Raw genomic sequence first — 17323 nt, 5'->3', positions numbered from 1 at the left:
CGCTCCTCTGGATACGTCGGGTCCAGCGGCACATAGGCGCCGCCAGCCTTGAGGATCGCCAGCAGGCCGACCAGCATGTCCAGGCTGCGCTCGACCGCGAGGCCGACGCGCACGTCCGGGCCGACGCCGCTTTCAATCAGTTTGTGCGCCAGCGGGTTGGCCCGCGCATTCAGCTCGGCGTAGCTCAGGCTTTGCTCGCCGTAAGTCACGGCAATCGCTTCGGGCGCACGCAGGGCCTGGGCTTCGATCAGTTCATGCAGACATTGTTGACTTGGGAAATCCGCCACGGCCGGGTTCCACTGCAGCAGCGTTGCCTCACGTTCGGCGTTGTCCTGCAACGGCAACTCGGCGATGCGCTGGCCGCAATCGGCGACGATGGCGTTCAGCAGATTCGTCCAATGCTCCGCCATGCGCGCCATGGTCGCGGCGTCGAACAGGTCAGTGGCGTAGGTCAGTTCGGCCCAGACATTGTCGACGGATTCAAAGGTGTCGAGGGTCAGGTCGAACTTCGCCGTGTGCGAAGCCCAGGTCAGCCCTTCGATCTCGATCTGCGGCAGACGCGCCGCGCCACGTGCTTCACGGGCCTGGCTCTGGTGGTTGTGCATCACCTGGAACAACGGACTGTGGCTGAGGCTGCGTTCCGGTTGCAGGGCATCGACCAGTTGCTCGAACGGCAGGTCTTGATGGGCCTGGGCGCCGAGCACGGTGTTTTTGACCTGTTGCAGCAAACCACGGAACGTCTGCTGACTGTCGATCTCGGCCTTGAGCACCTGGGTGTTAACGAAGAAGCCGATCAAGCCTTCGGTTTCGAGGCGGTTGCGGTTGGCCACCGGCACGCCGACGCGAATGTCGGCCTGGCCGCTGTAGCGATGCAGCAAGGTCTGGAACGAGGCCAGCAACAGTGCAAACAGGGTGACGTTTTCCCGTTGCGCCACTTGCTTCAGTGCCGTGGCCAGTTCCGCGTTCAGCGGGATGTCCTGACGCGCACCGCGATAGCTTTGCTCGGCCGGACGCGGACGGTCCGCCGGCAACTCCAGCAACGGCTGATCGCCGCCCAGTTGCGCGGTCCAGTAACCCAGTTGGCGCTCCCGTTCACCGGCCTCCATCCACTGCCGTTGCCACACGGCATAGTCGGCGTATTGCACCGCCAGCGCCGGCAGTTGGCGCGGCTGGCCCACGCTGTAACCGGCGTAGAGTTCGATCAATTCATCGACCATGACCTGCATCGACCAGCCATCGGAGACGATGTGGTGCAGGGTCAGGACCAGGACGTGATCGTCGGCGGCCAGCTTCAGCAACTTGACCCGCAGCAGCGGACCTTGTTGCAGGTCGAACAGCGCCAGGGTTTCTTCGGCCACCAACGCCTTGAGGCGTTCGTCGTCGAGTCCGCCATCGAGGGTTTGCACCGTGAGGGCCAGGGGCGACGGCGCATCGATCTGCTGCCAGGTCTGTTCGTTTTGTTGAATGAAACGAGTGCGCAGGGATTCGTGGCGGGTGATCAACGTGTCGAAGCTATTCTGCAACGCCGCCAGGTCCAAAGTGCCGCGCAGGCGCAACGCCGCTGGCACATGGTAAGCGCTGCTGGTCGGCTCCAATTGCCAGAGGAACCACTGGCGTTCCTGGGCATACGACAACGCCATCGGTTGCTGGCGTGGCAGCGCGACAATGGCGGGCTCGGCGTGTGCCGGCTCCACGCCGAGTGCCGCGACGAAGTCCTGCAACGTGCTGTGTTCGAACAACGTGCGCAACGGCACCTGAACATTCAGCGCTTGGCGCACGCGAGAAATCACTTGGGTGACCAGCAACGAGTGGCCGCCGAGTTCGAAGAAGTTGTCGCTTAAACCGACCTGCTCCAGTTTGAGCACTGCTTGCCAGATCTCGGCCACTTTGTGCTGAGTCGCGGTTTGCGGCGCGATGTACGTCGATTGCAGCAGGCTGGCATCCGGCGACGGCAATGCCTTGCGGTCGACCTTGCCGTTGGGCGTGAGCGGCAATTGCGCGAGGAACAACAGGTGCGCAGGCACCATGTATTCCGGCAATTCGGCTTTGAGGCTGGCCTTGAGTTCAGCACGCAACGCGGCTTCATCCTCGACAGCTGTTGCCGCGACCACGTAACCCACCAGCTGTGGCCCGGTCGGGCCGTCCTGCGCCACGACGACGGTTTCGCGCACGCTATCGAGCGCCAACAGGCGCGCTTCGATCTCGCCGAGTTCGATGCGGAAGCCACGGATTTTCACTTGATGGTCGATGCGGCCGATGTACTCGATCACGCCCTCGGCGCGGTAACGGGTCAGGTCGCCGGTACGGTACAAACGCTCGCCGCTGGAGGAAAACGGGTCTGGCACGAAGCGTTCGGCGGTCAGCGATGGACGCTCGAAATAACCGCGTGCGAGGCCGTCGCCGCCGATCAGCAGTTCACCCGGCGCGCCGATCGGGTTGAGTTCCAGGTCACTGCCGAGGATGTACAGCGCGGTGTTGTCGATCGGTTTGCCGAGGTACGGCTTGGCGTTCTCGCGCGTTAATGGATGCAGGGCTGACCAGATTGTGGTTTCGGTCGGGCCATAGAGGTTCCAGACTTTTGGCGACAGCGCGAGCATGCGCTCGGCCAATTCCTGCGGCAGTGCTTCGCCGCCACACAGGAAGGTACGGCCAGTCAGGATCGAGGCCTGTTCGTGGTCGAGCAACATGCGCCAGGTTGATGGCGTGGCTTGCAACACGCTCACGCCGTGGCGGTCGATCAGTTCGAGCACGGCTTGCGGGTCTTGGTGCACGTCCTTGCCGGTCAGGACTACTCGGGCGCCGGCCAGCAGCGGGCCGTAGATTTCCAGGCCGAAAATATCGAACGAGAAGGTGGTCAGCGACAGCATGCGGTCATGCGGATTCAGGCCCGGCTGATGAACCATGCTTTCGACGAAGTTGCACAGGGCGGCGTGGCGCACCATCACGCCCTTCGGTTTTCCGGTCGAACCGGAGGTGTAGATCACGTAAGCCAGGTGTTCGCCATTCAGCGCCACAGTTGGGCAAGTCTGTGGATACGCCGCCAGCCACGTTTGCGGCTGATCCAGCAACAAGGTGTTGAGCCCGGCCGGAATCGGCAACTGTGCTTGCAGATGGGACTGAGTCAGCAGCAGTTCAAGACCGCTGTCCTCGATCATGTAGGCCAGTCGATCCTCGGGGTACGCCGGGTCCAGCGGCACATAAGCACCGCCAGCCTTGAGAATCGCCAACAGGCCGACAATCATTTCCACGCTGCGCTCGACGGCAATGCCCACCAAACGATCCGGGCCTACACCCGCTTCGATCAGCTTATGCGCGAGTTGATTGGCGCGGGCGTCCAGTTGCGCATAGGTCAGGCTGTGTTCGCCGACTATCAGTGCGACGGCATCCGGCGTCTGTTCCGCCTGAGCCGCGATGCGCTGCTGCACGCACGGCGCTTGCGCGGAGTGCTCGACCACACGATGCCAATCCTGCAACAGAACGCTTTGCTCGCCGCTGTCCAGCAACGCCAGCTCACCGATGCGCTGGCTGGATTGCTCGACGATGCCTTGCAGCAGGTTTTGCCAATGCCGCGCCAGACGCTCGATGGTCGCTGGCTCGAACAGATCCGTGGCGTAGGTCAGCTCAGCCGATACGCCGTCGTTCGATTCGTAAGTGCCCAGCGTCAGGTCAAACTGCGCGGTGCGCCCTTCCCAGACAATGCTTTCGACGCTCAACTGCGGCAGTTGCACGCGGCTCTGTTGCTGGGTCTGGTCATTCAGTGCCTGGTGGTTGTACATCACCTGGAACACCGGGCTATGGCTCAGGCTGCGTTCCGGTTGCAACGCTTCGATCAGTTGCTCGAACGGCAAGTCCTGGTGCGCCTGGGCCGCCATCGCCGATTGCTTGACCTGGGCCAGCAATTGATTGAACGGCAACTGCCCGTGCACTTGCGCATTCAGCACCTGAGTGTTGACGAAGAAGCCGATCAGGCCCTCGGTTTCCACGCGGTTGCGGTTGGCCACCGGCACGCCGACGCGGATATCGGGCTGGCCGCTGTAGCGATGCAGCAAGGCCTGGAACGAGGCCAGCAACACCATGAACAGGCTGGCGCCTTCGCGTTGGGCCAGTTGCTTGAGCGAAGTGGCCAGGGCTGGCGACAAATTCAGGTCCAGCCGCGCGCCGCGAAAGCTTTGCAGCGCCGGGCGCGGATGATCGATCGGCAACTCCAGCACGGTTTGCTCACCGCCCAGCGTCGCCGTCCAGTACGCCAGTTGGCGCTCGCGCTCCCCGGCTTCCAGCCAGTGGCGCTGCCAGATCGCGTAGTCGGCGTATTGCACGGTCAGCTCAGGCAGGGTCAACGGCTGACCCGAGGTCTGGGCGACATAGTGCTGGATCAATTCCTTGACCATCACTTGCATCGACCAGCCATCGGAGATGATGTGGTGCTGGATCAGTGCCAGGACGTGATCGTCGTCGGCGACCTTGAGCAGCGACACCCGCAGCAGCGGCCCATGCTGCAAATCGAAAGGCCGGTGAGTTTCCTGCTCGACAAATGCCTTGATCCGCTCGTCCAGCACTGCCGGGGCGAGGTCAGCGTCGAGGGCTTGAATGTCGATGCTGATCGGCATCTGTCCATGGATCACCTGGACGGTTTTTTCGTCCTGCTCGATGAACGTCGTGCGCAGGCTGTCATGGCGCTGCACCAGCGCATTGAAGCTGCGTTCCAGCGCCGGCACATCCAGTTCGCCCTTGAGGCGCAAGGCGTTGGGGATGTGATACGCGGTGCTATGGGGGTCCATCTGCCAGAGGAACCACTGGCGTTCCTGGGCGTAGGACAACGGGATCGATTCAAACCCTGACTTGACCTCGGGAATCGGCAAGTTCGCCGGGGACACGCCCTCTTCGAGCATCTTCTCCAGGTACAACTTGCGCTTGTCCAGCGGCAGAGTGATAAAGCGCTTGGCAATCCTCAAAGCAACACTCTTGTCCATTAGACTTCCTCCATTTCGTCAAGCAGGCTTTCCAGCTTGTTCAGTTTCTGTTCGTTGATGGCCCCGCCGTCGGTGTCGAGTTGCGCGACGAAATCCCTGAGGACGGGGTACTGGAATAGCAATTGCGGGGTCAGGGTCAGGCCCAGTTCGAGGGCGACCCGCGAGACCACGTTGACGGCCAGCAGCGAGTGGCCGCCGAGCTCGAAGAAGTGGTCGTTCAAACCGATGCGCTCGACGGTCAACACGTGCTGCCAGATCGCGGCGACCTGTTGCTCAAGTTCGCTGTGTGGCGCGACATAACTGGCCTGCAGCTGGCTCGCGTCCACGCTCGGCAACGCCTTGCGGTCGAGCTTGCCGTTGGGGGTCAGCGGCAGTTGTTCGATGAACAGCAGATGCGCCGGGACCATGTAGTCCGGCAGGCTGGCCTTGAGCCCGGCCTTGAGTTCATCGCGCAATTGACGCTGGGCGTCAGCGGCGTTCAGGTCGAGTTGCGGCGCGACCACGTAGGCCACCAATTGCTGACCGCCCTGGGCTTCCTGGGCGAGTACCGCCACCTCGTGAACGCCCGGTTGTTGCAGCAACCGCGCTTCGATTTCACTCAGCTCGATGCGGAAACCGCGGATCTTCACTTGATGGTCGATGCGACCGCGATACTCGAGCACACCGTCGGCCTGATAGCGGCACAGGTCACCGGTGCGGTACAGGCGTTCGCCGGTGCTGGAGAACGGGTTCGGCACGTACTTCTCGGCGGTCATGCCCGGACGTGCCAGGTAACCGCGAGTGATGCCGGCGCCGGCCAGGTACAGCTCGGCCGACACACCGACCGGCACCGGTTGCAGATCGGCATCCAGCAAGTAACTGGCGGTGTGTTTCAGCGCACGACCGATGTTCGCCTTGCCGCCCGCCTCGCGCCGGGTCCAGGTGGAATAGGTGGTGTCTTCCGACGGGCCATACAGGTCGAAAACATGCTCGACCGTCGCCTGCCCGTAGAGCGTATCCACCAGGCTTTGCTTGAGGGGTTCACCGGCGAGATTGATGATGCGCACGCTCGGCGGAATCTGATCCGCGCCCAGCAGTGCATTGATCGCCGACGGCACGGTATTGATCAGGCGCACTTGATCCCGCGCCGGCAGTTGCACCAGTTCCAGCGCGTTACGCGCGATGATCAGCGAGCCGCCGTTGGCCAGGGTGACAAACAGCTCCCACACCGACAAGTCGAAGCACACCGAGGTCGAGGCCAGCACGCCTTGAATGTCGTCGCGGCTGTAGACCGACTGCGACCAGTCGATCAGCGCCAGCACGTTGCGATGCGCAATGGACACGCCTTTCGGCTTGCCGGTGGAACCGGAGGTGTAGATCACGTAGGCCAGGTTGTCCGGCGTGACGCGGGTGAGCGGTGTGGTGTGCGGATAAGCCGCCAGTTGCGCTTCGACCTGATCGATCCAGAGCACTTGGGTATTGGCGCTCACCGACAGGGTGGCGGCGATGGCTTGTTCAGTCAGCAGCACCAGAGCGTGGCTGTCTTCGAGCATGTAGGCGACCCGTTCGGCCGGGTAATCCGGGTCCAGCGGCACGTAGGCGCCACCGGCCTTGAGCACCGCGAGCAATGCGACCAGCAGGCTGTCGGAACGCTGCATCGCCACGCCGACCCGCACTTCTGGGCCGACGCCCAGTTCGATCAGTTTGTGCGCCAGGCGATTGGCCCGGGCATCGAGTTCGGCATAGGTCAGTTGCTTGTTGGCAAAGGTCACCGCCAACGCGTTCGGTTGCGCCGCCACTTGTTGATCGATCAACTGGTGAATGCACAGGTCCTGGGCGAACGCTTCGTCTACCGGGTTCCAGTCCAGCAACACCTGGCGTTGTTCAGCATCGTCGAGCAATGCCAACTCACCGAGGCAACGTTCCGGCGCGGTCATCTGGCTCAGCAGATGTTGCAAATGCCCCGCCAGTTGCTCGATGGTCGCCTGGGCAAAACTGCCGCGCTGATAGCTCATGTGCACCGACAATTGACGGTCCAGGCTCACCAGCAATGTCAGCGGGTAGTTGGTTTGTTCGTGATTCGCCACCGGACCAAAACGCAGTCCCTGCGGTGCGCCCTGTTCCAGGGCCTCGGAAATCGGGTAGTTCTCGAACACCATGATGCTGTCGAACAGGGCTTCGCCGCCCTGCCCGGCCCAGCGCTGGATATCGAACAACGCGGTGTGTTCGAACTCCCGCAGCGCCAGGTTCTGCGCCTGCACCGCTTGCAACCAACTGCCCAGCGACTGCTGCGCCTGTGGGCTGGCGATGACCGGCAAGGTGTTGATGAACAGACCGATCTGTTGCTCGACACCCGGCAGGTCCGCAGGACGTCCGGCCACAGTGGCGCCGAAGGCCACGGTGGATTTGCCGGTGTAGCGTTGCAGCAACAGCAGCCATGCGGCTTGCACCAAAGTGTTGACCGTGACTTTCGAGGCGCGGGCGAACTCGCTCAGGCGCAAGGTCTGTTCGGCGTCCAGCACCTGGAAGTGATCGGCATAACCTTGCTCGTCAGCGTCCGCTGGCCGGGCCACGGCTTGGGCCAGGCGCGTTGGTTCGTCGAGGTTGCGCAGCGCCGGCAGCCAGAAGGCTTCGCTGGCGGCGGCGTCCTGGCGTTGCAGCCAGTTGATGTAGTCGCGATAACGTCCGCCATGGGTCGCCTGGAACTGGCCGCTGTAGCGTTGCAGCACTTCGCCGAGCAACTGCGAGTTGCTCCAGCCGTCCATCAGGATGTGATGGTTGGTGTAGATCAGGTGATGACGGTTGTCGTCGACCCGCGCAATCACCAGACGCAGCAAGGTCGATGCGTTCAGGTCCAGGCGTTGACGCTCGATGTCGGCGAGGGTCTGCAACGCCTGTTCAAGCTGCGGCTCGGCGCGCAGGTCATGCAGGCTGTAAGGCATCTGCACGTGTTTGCTGACCACTTGCACCGGCGCGTCCAGTTCGCCCTGCCAGACGAAACGGGTGCGCAGGATGTCGTGGGCCTCCACCGCCGCTTGCCACGCTTGATGGAAACGCTCGGGGTCGAGCCCTTCGACGTCGAGGCGCATCTGGTTGATGTAATCGCCAGTGGCTTCTTCGTACACCGCGTGGAACAGCATGCCCTGCTGCATCGGCGACAGTGGATAAAGGTCTTCGATCAACTGCGGCGCCAACGGCAAGCCGTCGAGTTGTGCCTGGTTCAAGCACGCCAGCGGGAAGTCCGACGGCGTGACGCCGTGTTGCCCGGCCTGGCAGCAATGGGCGATCAGCGCTTGCAGTTCCAGCGCGTAATCGTCGGCCAGTTGCTGGATGGTCGCCTCGTTGAACATCTCGCGGCTGAAGGTCCAGCCCAGGTTCAATTCACCGCCGTACACCTGACCGTTGAGGGCCAGGTGGTTGGCCAGTGGCGCGCCGTCATCGAGTTCATCGCCGGCCGCTTCACTGGACGGCACGAACAGCGCGCCATCGGCTTCGGTGAAGCTGCCGTCGAACTGCCCCAGGTAGTTGAACGTCAGGCGCGGCACCGGCAACTGACCCAGCGCCTCACGCGCGGCGTCGTCGCCCAAATGCGCCAGCGCACCAAAACCGATGCCTTTGTTCGGGATGCTGCGCAGCTGTTCCTTGATCTGTTTCAGCGAGCCGCCGAGGTCGGCGGTCGGCGTCAGTTTGGCCGGGAACAGGCTGGTGAACCAACCCACGGTGCGGGTCAGGTCCACGCCGTCGAACAGTTCTTCGCGGCCATGGCCTTCAAGCTGAATCAACGTGCTGTCGGCGCCGGTCCAGCGCACCATGGCCCGAGCCAGCGCGGTCAGCAGCAGGTCGTTAACCTGCGTGCGATAAGCCGCCGGGGCGTCTTGCAGCAGTTGCCGGGTCAGTGCTTTGTTCAGTTGCGTGCGAACGGTCAGCGCATGGCGGTTCTGTTGCCCACCCTCTGGGTTGTCGCACGGCAGCGCCACGTCGGCGCCTTGCAACTGTTGTTGCCAGTAGGCCAATTCCTGTTGCAACGGCGCACTGCGCGCATAGCTTTGCAGGTGTTCGGCCCAGGCCTTGGCGGCACTGGTCTTGGCTGGCAATTGCAGCGGTTCACCCGCCGACAATTGGCGATACGCGGTTTGCAGATCGTCAAACAGAATCCGCCACGACACGCCGTCCACCACCAGGTGATGGATCGCCAGCAGCAAGCGCTGGCTGCCGTCGTCGAGGTTGGCCAGCACTGCACGCACCAGCGGCCCGCCTTGCAGGTTCAGGCTGCGTTGCGCTTCATTGGCCACGGCTTCCAGCCCTGCGGCGTCGGCGACATCGACCGCCCAGACAATTCCGTCTGCCTGTTGATTGATCGCGCGGTACTGCGCCTGCCAGCCATCGGCCTGCTCGACAAAGCTCAAGCGCAAGCCGTCGTGATGGTTAATCAACGCACCCAACGCCCGTTCAAGCACAACGGCATCGAGGGTTTGCGTTGGCTTGAGCATCACCGCCTGGTTCCAGTGCTGACGCTCAGGAATAGTCTGGGCGAAGAACACTTGCTGCACCGGCAACAACGCCAGTTCGCCGGTGACCGGGCCCTGATCAATAAGCTGGGCCTGTTCGCCCAGGCGCGCCACCGTGGCCAAGGCCTGGATGGTCTGGTGCTGGAACAAATCCTTCGGTGTGAAGCGAATCCCGGCCTGGCGGGCGCGGCTGACCACTTGAATGGAGATGATCGAATCGCCGCCCAGTTCGAAGAAATTGTCGCTCAGGCCGACCTGATCGATCTTCAACACGTCCTGCCAGATCGTCGCCAGTTGCTGCTCCAGCGCGCTTTGCGGCGCCACGTAGGCTTGCTGCAATTGGCTGACATCTGGCTTGGGCAGGTTCTTGCGGTCGAGTTTGCCGTTCGGGGTCAGCGGCAGACGTTCGAGCAGCAGCAAATAGGCCGGGACCATGTGCGCCGGCAAGGCGACTTTCAATTGCTCGCGCAGGCTCTCGGCAAAATCAACCCGCGCCGCGTTCAACGCATCCGCCACCACGTAGGCCACCAGACGCTTGCCGCTGCCAGCCGTGCCTTCCTGGGCGACCACCACCGCTTCGCGCACGCCATCGAGGGCTTGCAAGCGCGCTTCGATTTCGCCGAGTTCGATACGGAAACCACGGATTTTCACTTGGTTATCGATGCGATCCAGGTAGTCGAAAGTACCGTCGGCACGCTGGCGCACCAGGTCGCCGGTGCGGTACAGCAAGCCACCGACGTTGCTGAACGGGTCCGCGACAAAGCGTTCGGCGGTCAGGCCCGGACGGTTCAGGTAACCCCGGGCCAGACCGGTGCCACCCAGGTACAACTCACCGGCCATGCCTTGGGGCAACAGGTTCAGGTCGGCGTCGAGCACGTAGGCGCTGCGGTCGCCGATGCGGCTGCCAATTGGCGCGTACGCGGCACCGCACGGCACCTCGCGCCCGGCCTTCCAGATCAGCGGCGTGACCACGGTTTCGGTCGGGCCGTAGCCGTTGATGATGTAGTCCGGATCGAGGGCGCGCTTGACCCGCTCGAAACTCGCGGCCGGCACCGCGTCGCCGCCAAAGCAGTAGATGCGCACCTTCGGCGGATGCCCTTCACGCTCGGCGTGTTCGGCCAGTTGTTGCAGGTACACCGGCGGGAATGCCACGACGGTGACGCCGTGGTCGCGCATGGCGTTGTAGGTCTGTTCCGGGGTCCACAGGCTGTCATCGCGGATAAGCAGCGACGCACCGTGGGTCAGGCTGGTCAGCCAGCGTTCATGCGCACCGTCGAAGGCGAACGACATGAAGTGGAATTCGCAGTCACTGTCGCGCATTTCATAGCGCTCGCCGATCGCCTGGCAATGCATCGCCAACGGCCCGTGGGCCACACTCACGCCTTTCGGGTTGCCGGTGGAGCCGGAGGTGTAGATCACGTAGGCGAGGTTCTGCGGATCGAGTTGTACCTGCGGCGCATCGAGTGGCTGGCCACTGAGGTCGAGGCGATCGAGTTCCAGTACTTGGGTGGCCTCGTCGATAGGCAATTGCGCCGAAACGCGGGAGTCGGTCAGCAGCAGCGCCAGCCCGGAATCCTCGATCAGGTATGCGAGGCGTTCCCGTGGATAACTGGTGTCCAGCGGCACATACGCGCCACCGGCCTTGAGCACTGCGAGCAGCGCAACGATCACCCCTTCACTGCGCGGCAACGCCACGCCGACCCGGGTTTCCGCGCCGACACCACGAGCGATCAGCGCGTGGGCCAGTTGGTTGGCGCGGCGGTCGATCTCGCCATAGCTGAAGCGCTGGCCGGCAAAAATCACCGCCGTGCGCTCCGGGCCCTGGGCCGCCCATTGGGCGATGCGCTGGTGCACGGCGACGTCCACCGAGTACGGCTGCGGATGGTTGTTGGCCAGTTGTAGCGCCAGTTCCTTTGGACTGGCCAGGGCGATTTCGCCGAGGTTGCGTTCGGCGGACTCGGCAAACTGCTCCAGCAGTTGCAGCAATTGCGCACTGATGCGCTCGATGGCATTGCTGGCGAAATGCGCGCGGTCGAAGCTGTAATGCAGCGCCAGCGTGTCGCCGAGGGTCACGGCGACGCTTAACGCATAGTGGGTTTGTTCAAGGCTGGTAACCTCACCGAACACCACGCCTTGTTCCGCGCCCTGTTGCAGCGCCTGGGCAATCGGGTAGTTCTCGAACACCAGAATGTTGTCGAACAACGCCTCGCCGCCCTGCCCGGCCCAGCGCTGAATATCCGCCAGTGGCGTGTGTTCGAACTCGCGCAGGCTGAGGTTTTGCGCCTGCACAGTTTGCAGCCACGCACCGACGCCCTGGTCCGGGCGCGGCGTGCCGATGACCGGCAAGGTGTTGATGAACAGGCCGACCTGTTGCTCGATGCCCGGCAAGTCCGCCGGACGTCCGGCCACCGTGGCGCCGAAAGCTACGGTTTCGTGACCGGTGTAGCGTTGCAGCAACAGCAGCCACGCCGCTTGCACCAGGGTGTTGAGAGTGACTTTTTGCTGGCGGGCAAACGCTTCCAGCGCTTGAGTGCCAGTGGCTTGCACGGTCTGGAAGTGATCGCCATGACCGCTCAAGGCTTCGTTACCGGACACCACCCGCGCCAACCGGGTCGGCTCTTGTAGGGACGCCAGTTGCTCGCCCCAGAAGTCTTCGCTCAATTGCCCGTCCTGACGTTGCAGCCAGCCGATGTAATCGCGATAACGCCCGGCGGCCGCCAGCGGCGCCCGACCACGATAACGCTGCAAGACTTCGCCCAGCAGCTGCGAGTTGCTCCAGCCATCCATCAGGATGTGGTGATGGGTATAAATCAGGTGCCATTGATCGGCGGCGGTTTGCACCAGCACCAGGCGCAGCAACGGCGCCTGGGTCAGGTCGAAACCTTGTTGGCGCTCAGCGTCGGCCAGGCCGTCGAGGGCGGCGGCGTCATCGCCACGGGCGCGCCAGTCGAGCACGCTGAACGGCAACTGCACGTGTTTATGGACGATTTGCAGCGGCTGCTCCAGCTCACCCTGCCAGACAAAACCGCTGCGCAGAATGTCCTGGGCATCGACGGTGGCCTGCCACGCGGCGCGGAAACGCTCGGGATCAATCCCTTGAACGTCGACCCGCAACTGATTGATGTACTCGCCCGCCGCTTGTTCGTAGAGGGTGTGGAACAGCAAGCCCTGCTGCATCGGTGACAGCGGATACAGGTCGTCGAGTTGGCCGACGGGCACCGGCAGCGCGTCGAGTTGCGCCTGGGTGATGCGCGCCAACGGGAAGTCCGACGGCGTGGCTTGCGGCGTTTCCAGCGCAGCGCAATGTTCGATCAGCGCGCGCAGTTCGGCGCCATAGCTGTCGACCAATTGCTGGATGGTCGCCGCGTCGAACATCTCGTGGCTGAAGCCCCAGCTCATGGACAATTCGCCGCCGTAGACTTGCCCTTCGACGGTCAGCCAGTTGGCCAACGGCGCCGAAGGATCCTGGGCCACGCCACTGCCGTCGGTGGACGGCACAAACAGCGCAGTTTCGTCGAACTGGCGATCGAACTGCCCGAGGTAGTTGAAAGTGATGCGTGGCGGCGTCAGGGCTGCCAGTTGTGCGCGCTGCGCCGGTTCGCCGAGGTAGCGCAACACGCCATAACCCAGGCCCTTGCCCGGTACGGCGCGCAGTTGTTCCTTGACCGTTTTGATCGAGTCCGCCAGCGTCGCCGCCGGTTGCAGGCTGACCGGGAACAGGCTGGTGAACCAACCCACGCTGCGGGTCAGGTCGAGTTCGTCGAACAGGTCTTCACGACCGTGGCCTTCAAGCTGAATCAACGCCGTTTGCTGGCCGCTCCAGCGGCAGATGACCCGCGTCAGTGCGGTCAGGAGCAAATCGTTGACCTGGGTGCGGTAAGCCGCCGGCGCGCTTTGCAGCAACTGGCGGGTCAGTTCGCTGTCCAGGCGCCATTCGATTTTTTGCCCGAAGCGATTGTCCAGGCGCCCGTCGGGACGGTCACACGGCAATGCCTGTGCGCTGGTTTGTTGCTGCCAGTACGCCAGCTCTTCGCTCAGCGCTGGTTCGTGCTGTTGCAGGCGCTCGGCCCAGGCTTGATAAGCGCTGGTCTTGCTCGGCAGGACAATCGCCCCGCCGCTTTCCAGTTGCGTGTAAGCCTGCTGCAAATCTTCCAGCAAGACGCGCCACGACACGCCGTCCACCGCCAAGTGATGGATCACCAGCAACAGACGCTGAGCGCCATCGGCCAAGGTCACCAGCATCGCCCGCAGCAGCGGACCGTTTTGCAGGTCAAGGCTGCGCTGGGCTTCATCGCACAGGGCGGCCAACACCTCGGCGCTGTCGGCCTGACGTTGCCACAGCCCGGACTCGGTCACTTCGCCGGCGTAGCTTTGCTGCCAGCCCTGAGCGTCTTCGACAAAGCGCATACGCAAGGCATCGTGATGATTGATCAAGCGTGTCAGTGCGCTTTCCAGCCACTGGGCTTTTAGCGTTTCACGCGGTGCCAGCAGCAACGACTGGTTCCAGTGCCCGCGTGCGGCCATCGGTTGCTCGAAGAAATAATGCTGCACCGGCGTCAGCAGCACCGCACCCGTGGCCGGGCCTTGATCGACAGTGCTCAGGTGATCGACCGTCGCCACCAGCGCCAGGCTGCGCACGGTCTGGTACTGGAACAGGTCGCGCGGGCTCAGGCGAATGCCGGCCTGACGGGCACGACTGACCACCTGGATCGAAATGATCGAATCGCCGCCCAGTTCGAAAAAGTTGTCTTCCAGGCCAATGCGCTCGACACCGAGCACGTCCTGCCAGATCGCTGCGAGGGCTTTTTGCAGTTCGTCCTGGGGTTCGACGAAGGCTTGTTGCACGGCGGCTTCCGGCTCGGGCAAGGCTTTGCGGTCGAGTTTGCCGTTGGCGGTCACCGGCAGTTTGGCCAGTGGCATCAAGTACGTCGGCACCATGTATTCCGGCAAGCTGCCGAGCAGCCAGGCCTTGAGGGTTTGTTGCCATTGCGCGTCAGGCTCGGCGCTTTCCAGGACCAGATAGCCGACCAGATGCTTGCCGCCCTGCACCAGCACCACCGCTTCACGCACCAGCGGGTGTTGCATCAAACGGGTTTCAATCTCGCCCAGTTCGATACGCAAACCGCGCAGTTTGACTTGATGATCGAGTCGCCCGAGGTATTCGATAACCCCATCCGCGCGTTGGCGAACGCGGTCGCCGGTGCGGTACAGGCGCGCGCCGTCATGGAACGGGCACGGCACGAAGCGCTCGGCGGTCAGCCCCGGACGACGGTGATAGCTGCGCGCCAGACCGGCGCCACCGAGGTACAACTCACCCGCCACGCCTGCCGGCACTGGCAGCAACTGCGCGTCGAGGACATGCGTGCGCAGGTTGGCAATCGGCTGGCCAATCGGCACGCTGTCGGCGCCCTCATCAACACAGGTCCAGTGGGTGACGTCGATGGCCGCTTCGGTCGGACCGTACAAGTTGTACAAACCGGCCTTCGGCAATTTGCTGAACACTTGCAACTGCGCGTCCAACGGCAGCGCTTCACCACTGCACACGATGCGTTTGAGGCTGGTGCAGACTTCGACGCCCGGCTCATGAATGAACGCCTGGAGCATCGACGGTACAAAGTGCAGCGTGCTGATTTGGTGACGACCGATGGTGTCGATCAAGCGTGCCGGCTCACGATGTTCACCCGGTGCGGCGACCACCAGACGGGCGCCGGTCATCAGCGGCCAGAAAAACTCCCAGACCGATACGTCAAAGCTGAACGGGGTTTTCTGCAATACCGCGTCGGTGCCATCGAGGCCGTACGCCTGTTGCATCCAGCACAAACGGTTGACCAGCGCCGCGTGGCTGTTGCCGGCACCCTTGGGTTTACCGGTGGAACCGGAGGTGTAAATCACATAGGCCAGGTTCAGGCTGTGCATCGCCACCGGTACGCGGGCAGCGCTGTAGCGGTCCAGCCAATTGGCCGGCTGATCGAGGGTGATCACGTTCACGCCTTCAGTCGGCAGGCGCGGTAGCAGAGAACTTTGGGTCAGCAACAGCGCAATCGCGCTGTCTTCGATCATGTAGGCCAGGCGTTCCTGAGGGTATTCCGGGTCCAGCGGCACATAGGCGCCACCGGCCTTGAGAATCGCCAGCAGTCCGACGACCATTTCAATCGACCGCTCAACGGCGATCCCCACCAGCACATCCGGGCCAACGCCCTGTTCGCGCAGCAGTTGCGCCAATTGATTGGCCTGGGCGTCCAGTTGCGCGTAGCTCAAGGTCACATCGCCGAACACCAGCGCGACGTTGTCCGGCGTGCGCGACGCCTGGGCTTCGATCAACTGATGGATGCACTGCTCGGTCGGATAGCTTTGCGCGGTGTGGTTCCAGTCGTGGACCAAGTTTTGGTGTTCGCTGGCATCCAGCAGCGGCAGTTCACCGATGCGCTGGGTGACATCGCCGACCATGGCCTGTAACAGGCGGGTCCAGTGCCGCGCCATGCGCGCGATGGTGTCGGCGTCGAACAGGTCATTGGCGTAGGTCAGCGCAGCATGCAGCTTGCCGGCCTTTTCGTAGGTGTCCAGGGTCAGGTCGAACTGGGTGGTGCGCCCTTCCCAGTCGATCATGCCCAGTTCCAGGCCCGAGGCCGTGGTCACTGTGGTGATGTCCGCGACTTGCGGCTGGTGGTTGTACATCACCTGGAACAACGGCGTGTGGCTCAGGCTGCGCTCCAGCTTCAAGGCTTCCACCAGACGCTCGAACGGCAGGTCTTGATGGGCCTGGGCGCCGAGGGCGGTTTCCTTGATGCGGGCCAGCAGGTCGACCACGCGGGTCTGGCCATCGAGCTGGGTGCGCAGCACTTGGGTATTGACGAAGAAACCGATCAGGCCTTCGATTTCGCCACGGTTGCGGTTGGCGATGGGCACGCCGACGCGGATGTCGGTCTGCCCGGTGTAGCGATGCAGTAGCGCATTGAACGCGCCGAGCAGCAACATAAACAGGGTGATGTTGTGCTTCTGTGCGGTCGCACGCAGTTGCTCGGCCAGTTGCGCGTCCACCGCGAATTCATGGCGCGTGCCGCGATAGCTCGGCATCGCCGGACGCGGATGATCGATGGGCAACTCCAGCACCGGATGTTCGTCGCCCAATTGCGCTTGCCAGTATTCGAGCTGACGCGCCTGCTCCCCCGCTTCCAGCCAGCGGCGCTGCCACAGGGCGTAGTCGCTGTACTGGATCGGCAAAGGCGCGAGTTGCGGCTGCGCGCCCGCATCATGGGCGTCGTAGCAACGGATGAACTCGTCGATCAACACGTTCATCGACCAGCCGTCGGAAACGATGTGGTGCAGGGTCAGCAGCAACACATGTTCCTGCTCGGCAAGTTTGAGCAACTTGACCCGCAGCAACGGACCGACGGCCAGGTCGAACGGCAGCAACGACTGTTGCTGGGCTGCCTGGGCGACCGCGTGTTCACGCTCGGCAACCGGCAATTCACTGAAGTCGACCTGCTCGATGACCAGCGGCGCACTGGCCGGCACTTGTTGCAGGCTGTCGTCCGGCTGGCGCTGGAACACCGTGCGCAGGGTTTCATGACGCGCGACCAGGCTGGCAAAAGCCTGATCCAGCGCCGCCAGGTTCAACCGGCCTTTAAGGCGTACCGCGCCGGGCAAGTTGTAGGCACCGCTTTGCGGGTCCAGTTGCCACAGGAACCACATGCGTTGCTGGGCGTAGGACAGCGCTTGCCGGTCTTCGGCTTCAACCCCTTGAGGGATCGGGAAACGGGCGAAATCCACACCCTCCTTGTGCAAGGCCGCAAGGAACATCTGGCGCTTTTCCAGGGGCAACCCGATAAACCGGCGAGCAAGTTTCAAGGAGTCTTCAGCATTCAT

The 17323-nt window shown here is 63.1% G+C and carries 2 protein-coding genes (1 of these 2 cut by a window edge); both read right to left on the bottom strand.

What is annotated here, in order from left to right; translation table 11 throughout:
* A protein-coding gene (locus NK667_RS05430; RefSeq protein ID WP_054617354.1) for a non-ribosomal peptide synthetase crosses the window boundary here: on the bottom strand, nucleotides 1–4970 show its 5' portion. The gene continues 8572 nt to the left of window position 1, outside the view; only the first 4970 of its 13542 coding nucleotides appear in the window; its start codon is at nucleotides 4968–4970; its stop codon lies beyond the left edge, outside the window.
* Entirely contained in the window at nucleotides 4970–17323 is a 12354-nt protein-coding gene (locus tag NK667_RS05425; RefSeq protein ID WP_054617355.1) for a non-ribosomal peptide synthase/polyketide synthase, read from the bottom strand. Before NK667_RS05425 ends, NK667_RS05430 begins: the two co-directional genes overlap by 1 nt.

Source organism: Pseudomonas nunensis (genome assembly GCF_024296925.1).
Lineage (GTDB): Bacteria > Pseudomonadota > Gammaproteobacteria > Pseudomonadales > Pseudomonadaceae > Aquipseudomonas > Aquipseudomonas nunensis.
The sequence above is the reverse complement of the archived record's forward strand: the minus strand, read 5'-3'. Positions and strand labels throughout refer to the sequence as shown.